This is a genomic window from Streptomyces hilarionis (assembly GCF_024539675.1).
Classification (GTDB): domain Bacteria; phylum Actinomycetota; class Actinomycetes; order Streptomycetales; family Streptomycetaceae; genus Streptomyces; species Streptomyces hilarionis.
In genome coordinates this window covers 1-6,897 of record NZ_JAHHIT010000265.1, presented here as the reverse complement: position 1 = coordinate 6,897, position 6,897 = coordinate 1, and the positions used below count along the sequence as shown (strand labels likewise).

The 6,897-nt window shown below is 73.7% G+C and carries 6 protein-coding genes and 2 pseudogenes; all 8 read right to left on the bottom strand.

Features of this window, described 5'->3' with window-relative positions:
• Positions 1-417 (bottom strand): annotated as a pseudogene (locus KMS84_RS37195) (zinc ribbon domain-containing protein); the annotation flags it as partial.
• Positions 414-971 (bottom strand): phage tail protein, encoded by a 558-nt coding sequence (locus KMS84_RS37190; RefSeq protein ID WP_256920971.1) that lies wholly within the window; start codon positions 969-971, stop codon positions 414-416. The gene KMS84_RS37190 and the pseudogene KMS84_RS37195, both read right to left, overlap by 4 nt.
• The gene (locus KMS84_RS37185) at positions 968-2,926 is read right to left on the bottom strand and encodes a putative baseplate assembly protein (RefSeq protein WP_256920970.1); all 1,959 of its coding nucleotides are present in this window, start codon (positions 2,924-2,926) and stop codon (positions 968-970) included. Before KMS84_RS37185 ends, KMS84_RS37190 begins: the two co-directional genes overlap by 4 nt.
• Positions 2,926-3,369: a GPW/gp25 family protein gene (locus KMS84_RS37180; RefSeq protein WP_256920969.1), complete on the bottom strand. Its 444-nt coding sequence runs from the start codon at positions 3,367-3,369 to the stop codon at positions 2,926-2,928. Before KMS84_RS37180 ends, KMS84_RS37185 begins: the two co-directional genes overlap by 1 nt.
• 49 nt (positions 3,370-3,418) lie before the next feature.
• Entirely contained in the window at positions 3,419-5,320 is a 1,902-nt protein-coding gene (locus KMS84_RS37175) for a VgrG-related protein (RefSeq protein ID WP_256920968.1), read from the bottom strand.
• Positions 5,320-6,045, bottom strand: coding sequence for a CIS tube protein (locus KMS84_RS37170; protein ID WP_256920967.1), 726 nt, complete (start codon positions 6,043-6,045; stop codon positions 5,320-5,322). The genes KMS84_RS37175 and KMS84_RS37170 overlap by 1 nt, the downstream gene beginning before the upstream one ends.
• Before the next feature lie 49 nt (positions 6,046-6,094).
• On the bottom strand, positions 6,095-6,520 hold the full coding sequence (locus KMS84_RS37165; protein ID WP_069774064.1) for a phage tail protein: 426 nt from the start codon (positions 6,518-6,520) through the stop codon (positions 6,095-6,097).
• 68 nt (positions 6,521-6,588) lie between these two features.
• Positions 6,589-6,897: pseudogene (locus KMS84_RS37160) on the bottom strand (extensin); the annotation flags it as partial.

Genomic DNA, 6,897 nt, shown 5'->3' with positions numbered 1-6,897 from the left:
GTCCTCGGCCGGGACGGGCGGGAGGGGGTTCTCCGCGGTGTCCTCGTCGTCGCCGGAGTCGCCGGAGTCGCCGGAGTCGCCGGAGCCGCGGGCGCCTCCGCGGTCGGTGGCGGGGGTGCGGGCGGCGTCCGTCGTCGGAGCGGACGCCGGGGACCCGGCCGGGGACGGCTCGCGGCCGGTCTCCCCCGACCCGCGCCCGGCTCCCGCCCCGCCGGACGCGCCGGACGCCGGACCCGGGTCGGCGCCGGCCGTGGTGCCCGCGCCGCCTCCCGCGCCCGGGGCCGTGCCGGTCCCGGAGCCGGCTCCGGCGTGGGCCGGGGTGCGCTCGGTCCAGCCGAGCACGGCCCCGCACGCGTCGCAGAACGACTGGCCGGGCTCGGCCCGCGTTCCGCACTCGGCGCAGTTCTGGGTGGTCATCTCTCCGGGGTCCTTTCGGCTGCGGTCACCTTGACCGAGTACGGCATGTGGGCGGGGCGGGCGGCGGCCACGAGGGCGTCCAGGCGGTGCTCGTCCGCCGGGCCGGGGTCGGGCAGGCGGAGCGTGACGTGCAGGTGCGGGCGGCGTGCGCCGGGGAACGGGCCGAGCGGGCGGGCGCTCCAGTCGGAGCCGCCGCTCTCCTCGATCTCCGGCGTCACGCCGAACGCCAGGCGGACGGCCTCCGCCAGGCCGAGGCGGGTGCCGCGCACCCGGTGCAGGTACGCCGCCGCCGCGACCGCGGCCCGCAGTCTGGCCTCCGGCTCCGTGCCGTCGGTCTCCGCGCCGACCCAGCCCGTCAGCCAGCGGGTGAAGTCGATCGGGGCGAGGGCCGGGTCGAAGTACGCCGGCAGACAGTCCAGCGCGTTGAGGATGGGGGCCATGACCTCGTCCAGGCCCTCGACGAAGCGCTGCGCGAGGTCGTCGTCCGCGAAGACGGCCGGCAGCATCGCGCCGATCGGGGTGGAGGACCGCAGTCCGTCGACCGAGCCCCTCACGCGCCGTCCCCGATCACGCGGACGCGGTGGTCGTAGGAGAAGACGAGCGCCGGAGCGGCCAGGTCGATGCGGTCCGTCGCCTCGCCGCGCTTGCCCGTCAGGGGGTCCGCCGGGTGCAGGGTGACCTGGTCGACCAGCTCCACGCCCGGGACGCGTTGCAGCACCGCGAAGACCTCGCCGGACTGCACCGGACGGCCGAACGGCCAGCCCTTGCCGTCCGCGCCGCCGGTCAGCGGGTCGAGATGGCGGTAGAGCGCGTCGTGGGCCTGGCGGCGCACCCGGTCGGTGTCGACGCCCCGGAAGGCGTGCACGGTCGCCACCACCGTCACGCCCTGGTAGAACGGCGGGCCGACCGCCAGCCGGGTGCCGATCAGACGGCGTTCGTCGAGGTGGCGGGTGATGCGCTCCAACAGGGAGTCGCCGGGCACCAGTTGCTCGAAGCGCAGCCGGCCGCCGGGGTCGGGCACCGCCTGCGGGACGACCAGGACCCGCACCGCGTACGAGCCGTGCTCGTCGGGCTCGCCCTCCAGGCAGGTGATGCGCGCGGTCTCGGGCGCGGCGCGGCGGGCCAGTTCCTCGTAGTCGCGCAGGGTCACCGCCCGCTCCTGGGCGCGCAGCGTGATCGGCGCGCGCTTCTTCGCCTCCTCCACCGTCTCGCCGTCGACGCCGCCGCGCGCGGCCTCGCGGTTGACGACCTCCGACACGTACGGGACGGACGTGCGCAGCACCTGGACCGCGCCGCGGGCCACGTTGCCGGCCCGGCCGCCGCCGGTGCGGTAGCGGCGGGCGCGGATGACCGAGCCCTTGGGGGCGACCGCGCCGTACTGGCGCAGCCGGCCGTCGGGTTCGCGCACGGACGGGCCGAAGGCGATCTCGCCGGTGGCCGCGTCGAGCGTGATGTGGCGGTCGTCGGGGCCGGAGGCGGCGAAGTGCGGGACGACCTGCCAGTCCGTCCAGCCCTCGTGCTCGGCGGTCTGAAGGAGGAGGGGCGGGTCGTCGCCGACCACGGGGGCGTGCACCAGGGCGAGGCGCTGTCCGGGCAGCCCGGTGGACTCGCCGAGGGCCTCGTCGTGGACGGTCTCGGCGTGCACGGTCGGGGCGGTGCCGCCGACGGTGAAGACCTCGGCGGAGCGCACGGTCGGGGAGGTGGTGTAGAAGGGCTGGCCGGCGAGGGGCTCGGTGACGCGGCAGCGCAGCCAGCCCGCCTCCTGGCCGCCCGAGCGGGACAGCACATGGCCGCCGGGGACGTGCAGGACGACCTCGCCGGGCCGGTTGAGGCCGCCGGTGCCGTCGCGGTCGACCTCGCACTCCTGCCAGCCGTCCTCGGTCCACGCCTCCCACAGCAGCGGGGGCTGGCGGGGGTCGACGCCGACGCCGTCGACGCGGCTGTCCAGCTCCAGGACCACCGCGCAGTGCGGGACGGCGGCGCTGAGCCCGAACAGCATGCAGTCCCCGGGGCGCGGCGCCTCGGCGAAGCACAGCAGGTCCTTGCCCTCGGCGAGGTCGGAGGTGCGGTCGCTGACCGGCTCGCCCTGGTGCTGCACGACCAGCCGGTTCAACTGGCTCGGCACGACGACGAGTTCGCGCTCGGTGGCGAAGACGACCGCCTCCTCGCTCTCGGTGCGGACCGTCGCCACCTCCGTGCCCACCGGGAGCAGCACCGGCTCGTCCTGGGGCGCCGACAGCCAGAACGTCACCTCGGTGCGGGCGGCGGACGGCGGGAAGAGCCGGATGCCGACCAGGTCGAGGAAGGCGAGGTGGTTCTTCTCGGGGACGCGGTTGAGCCGGTAGACGATCTGGTCGGCCATGTGGGCGACCGTCTCGACGAGGGTCACGCCCGGGTCGGAGACGTTGTGGTCGGTCCACTCCGGCGCGCGCTGCTGGATGTAGCGCTTGGCGTCGTCGACGAACTGCTGGAAGCGGCGGTCGTCCAGATTGGGGGAGGGCAGGGCCATCAGCGGTCGCTTTCGGAAGCCGTACCGGAGGAGCCGGGGTCGCCCAGCTCGTCGTGGGACGGAATGACGTAGAACGGGAAGACGAGAGAGCGCGGGTTGTTGGTGCCGCGGATGGAGTAGCGGACGTCGATGAACAGCACGCCCTGTTCGGCGCCGGCGGTGACCTCGACGTCGTTGACCTCGATGCGCGGCTCCCAGCGGTCCAGGCTGGTGTACACCTCGTGCTGGATGCGTCCGGCCGTCGCCTCGTTGACCGGCGCGAACACCAGGTCGTGGATGGCGCAGCCGTACTCCGGGCGCATGGGACGCTCGCCCGGCGCGGTCGCGAGGATCAGGCGGATCGCCTCCTCGATCTCGCGTTCCCCGCTGACCAGGGCGATGCCCCCGGTGGGGCCGATGCGGAGCGGGAACGCCCAGCCCGATCCGACGAATTGCTCGGCCATCAGAGGGCCACCTGCCTTCTCCTGAGTCTCACGGTGTACTGACGGCCCGTCACGGCAGCGGGTAGGGCTTGGCGTTGACCATGACGACGCCCTGGAGCATGAGGGTCGCGGCCCGGATCCCCACGTTGGCGGTGGAGTTGACCTGCACGGCGGCGCCCGCGCTCAGGGTGGCGGCGGCGCCCGCCTTGAGGTTGAGCAGACCCGCCGCGTCCACCGACACCATGCCCGTCATCGACCGGATGTTGACGAGGTTGCCCCGCAGGGTGAGCGAGCCGCCGCTCCTGATGGCGACGTTGCGGCCCGCGGTCAGCGTGAGGTCGGTGCCGGCCTTCACGGACACCGCGCGGCCGCCCTTGATGGTGACGTCGCCCTTGCTGTCCACGGTGATCTCGGTCTGCGTCCGGTCGAGGTTGATGACGAGCTTGTCGTCGCCGCTGGTCAGCCGTACGCCCTGCTTGCCGCCGGTGCGCTGGCTGAGCAGGTCCATCCGGTTGCCGTCACGGTCGGACAGGGTGTGCCGGGAGGCGCGCTGGCGGGCGCCGTCGTGCAGCGGCACGTCCTTGACCGGGGTGGGCTTGTCCCTGCCGTTGTAGAGGCCCCCGATCACGTACGGGTGGTCCAGGGCGCCCCGGTCGAAGGCGACCAGCACCTCGTCGCCGACGTCGAGCGGGAAGATCGAGCCGCCGCGCTTGCCGCCCCACTGCACCACCCGCGTCCAGTCGCTGACGTAGGCGTCGTCGAGCCAGGGGAACTGGAGCTTTACGCGCCCCTGCCGCAGCGGATCCCCCACGTCGGTGACCAGCGCGTTGACGGTGCCGGGCAGGTTCAGGCCGTTCTGGGCGTTCCCGCCGCCGGAGGACAGCCCGTACAGGGACCGCCACTGCCGTCCGCTGACGGTGACCCACGCCTCGTAGTGCTTGCCGTCGCCGAAGACGTGCCGCACCGAGGTGGCGGTGTACTTGCCCTCGAAGGGGTCGCCGACGTCGGCGAGGGTGACCGGAAGCCCCGGCCGCAGCTTCGGCGTGCCGCGGGCGACGACCTCCAGTTCGGCGAAGGAGCCCGTGACGTCGTCGGCGAGGGCGTCCGCGGCGAACTTCACCTCCGACTGCCGGTCGTACGGCGTCTGCGCGTCGACCAGCTTGGCCGGCCGGAACTTGGCGGCGGCCTCGCCGGGGGTGGTGCCGATGCTGATGCCCGGGTTGGTCTTCGCGGGCGCGGTGGCGGTGAGCTTCTTCTTGGTCGTCACGTCCCAGCCGCGCGCCTCGACGGTCCCGACCTGTTCGGCGGCGGTGACGGCGGCCCGCAGCCGCAGGATGTCGGTGCCGGCCTCCATGACGAAGGGGCTCTTGTCGCCCGGGGTGGAGGTCGGCGGCGCGCCGGACGCCGGGTCGGGGCTGACGAACTGGAACTTGCCCTTGGCGTCCACCGACATGACCATCTCGTTCTCGTCGGCCAGCCGGGCGAGGAAGTCCCAGTCGGTGACGTTGGCCTGGCTGATGAACTCGTAGACCGTCTTGGTGGACTGGATCCTCCCGACGGGCACGCCGTCCTGGGCGGCCAGCTTGCGGGCGATGTCGGAGGCGCTCTGGTTGCGGTAGGCGGCCACCCGCCGCTGGCGCATCAGCCGGTGCCCGAAGTCGTAGCCGCGGATCACGGTGAAGGTGCCGGTGCCGTCGTAGTCGGCCTCCAGGCCGCAGACCTCGCCGGTGAGCAGCGGGTCCGAGGCGCCCTTGCCGTCGGCGACCGGCGCGAGGACGACGGGCGTGCCGAACTTGACGTTCAGCTTGCCCAGGACCTGACGGCCCGGGTCGCGGAAGGTGAGCCGGAACGCGGCGGGCACGCCGAGGCCCTGGTCGACCCAGCCGTCGACGAGGAGCGGCGCGATGTCGACGGGCAGGGGGCTGCCGCCGAGGGTCACCTGGATGACGCTGGAGAAGGCGGACTGGACCACTAGAAGCGCACCTCCTCCGCCGCGGGCAGCACGAGCTCGATCCCGTTGGGCAGCCGGGACGGGTCGTCGATGCCGTTGGCCTGCGCGATGGACCGCCAGGCGGAGGCGTCGCCGTACTCGCGCCAGGCCAGGGACTGGAGCGAGTCGCCGGCGACGACCCGGTGCACCCGCTGCGCGGTGAGCGCGCCCGAGGTCGGGTTCTGGCCCTTCGTCTTGCTGGGGATCTCGTGCAGGCGCACCTGGCAGGTGGCGCGGATCGGGACGCCGGTCGTGCCGAACAGCGAGTACGTGACGTCGATGCTGCTGACGTAGGCGGTGAAGCGGGCCGTGGAGAACGAACCCCACTGGAAGACCACCCAGGGCGGCGAGGGCTGCTTGGCGGCGATGCTCTTGGCGGTGACCTCGCAGCACTCCAGCAGCGACTCCACCTTCTTCAGCACGGTGTTGCTGCCGGGCTGGTCGGAGGTGTCGAGGAAGATCTCCACGGTCATCTCGCGCGGCTCGGGGCCCATGAACTCCGGCACGGAGCCGTCGCGGACCGCCGCGGTGGGCGTGACCTTCCACTGGGCCCGGCGGCCCAGCTGGAGTTGCGCCGGGTTGAAGTCGAACCCGAAGGACTTGATCAGCCCGCCGGGGGTCGTGCTGGTGCCGACCGGCGGTTCGTGGATCGCGAGGGTGGCACGGACCAGGCTCTTGCCGGCGCCGCCTTTGCTTCCCTTGGCCATGACGTCCTCGTCCTCTTGGGTGTCTTCGCTGGTCGGTGGGGTGGGGCGGCTAGTCCGTGAAGCCGTGGTGGGTGATCTCCAGGACCTCCGTCGCCACGCCCGGGCTGTCCGGGTTCAGCGACGGCCCCTGCCAGCTGACCGGCAGCACGTCGATCAGGCCCCACCGGGCGACCTCCGAACCGTCGGCGCGCAGCGCCGCGATCTGGGCGGTCGGGCGGGTCACCCCGGTGGTGACCGAGGAGATCCACTTGGCGACCTTGGTGGTGTCCGGGGTGAGGGGGCGGGTCAGCCGGATGGTGGAGAAGGTCACCCGCGAGGGCAGCTGCCAGACGAACCCGTTGTTGCCGCCCTCCTGGCGGTGCTCGATCTCCACCTGGGACGAGAGCCCCTCGCACCCGTTGAAGAAGCCGAGGCTCTCGCCGTCGATGGTCAGGGTGAAGAAGACGGTGGAGCCCGGGTCGAGATCGGAGGGCATCGGGGGCCTGGCCTTTCTGGGAGCGGGACGGCGGGGGCGGGCGGGAGGCGCTGCGGCGGGTGCCGGGGTCAGTGGCGGGGGTCGCGCAGCCTGCCGATCCGCTCGCGGTCGAGCCGCAGTTCGGTGCGCAGCAGGCGCGTGATGCGGCCGGTCAGACGGTGCGTCAGCTCGTCGAGCTGGAAGTCGGTCAGCGCCCGCGGGTCGAACCCGGGCTGCGGCTGCGCCGGTTCCGGCGTCCTGCGCTCCGCCGCGGCGGCGCGCTTGCTCACGTCGGGGGACGGCCGCGGCGGCGCGGGCGCGGGCGGCGACGCGGGAAGGGCGCGCTGGACGACGACGGCGGCAGCGGGGGCGGGCAGCGGCGCGGGTGTGGGCGTCGG

Coding starts and splice junctions, on each gene's coding strand:
- KMS84_RS37185 (WP_256920970.1), bottom strand. CDS start 2,926: ATGGCCCTGCCCTCCCCCAATCTGGACGACCGCCGCTTCCAGCAGTTC.
- KMS84_RS37180 (WP_256920969.1), bottom strand. CDS start 3,369: ATGGCCGAGCAATTCGTCGGATCGGGCTGGGCGTTCCCGCTCCGCATC.
- KMS84_RS37170 (WP_256920967.1), bottom strand. CDS start 6,045: ATGGCCAAGGGAAGCAAAGGCGGCGCCGGCAAGAGCCTGGTCCGTGCC.
- KMS84_RS37165 (WP_069774064.1), bottom strand. CDS start 6,520: ATGCCCTCCGATCTCGACCCGGGCTCCACCGTCTTCTTCACCCTGACC.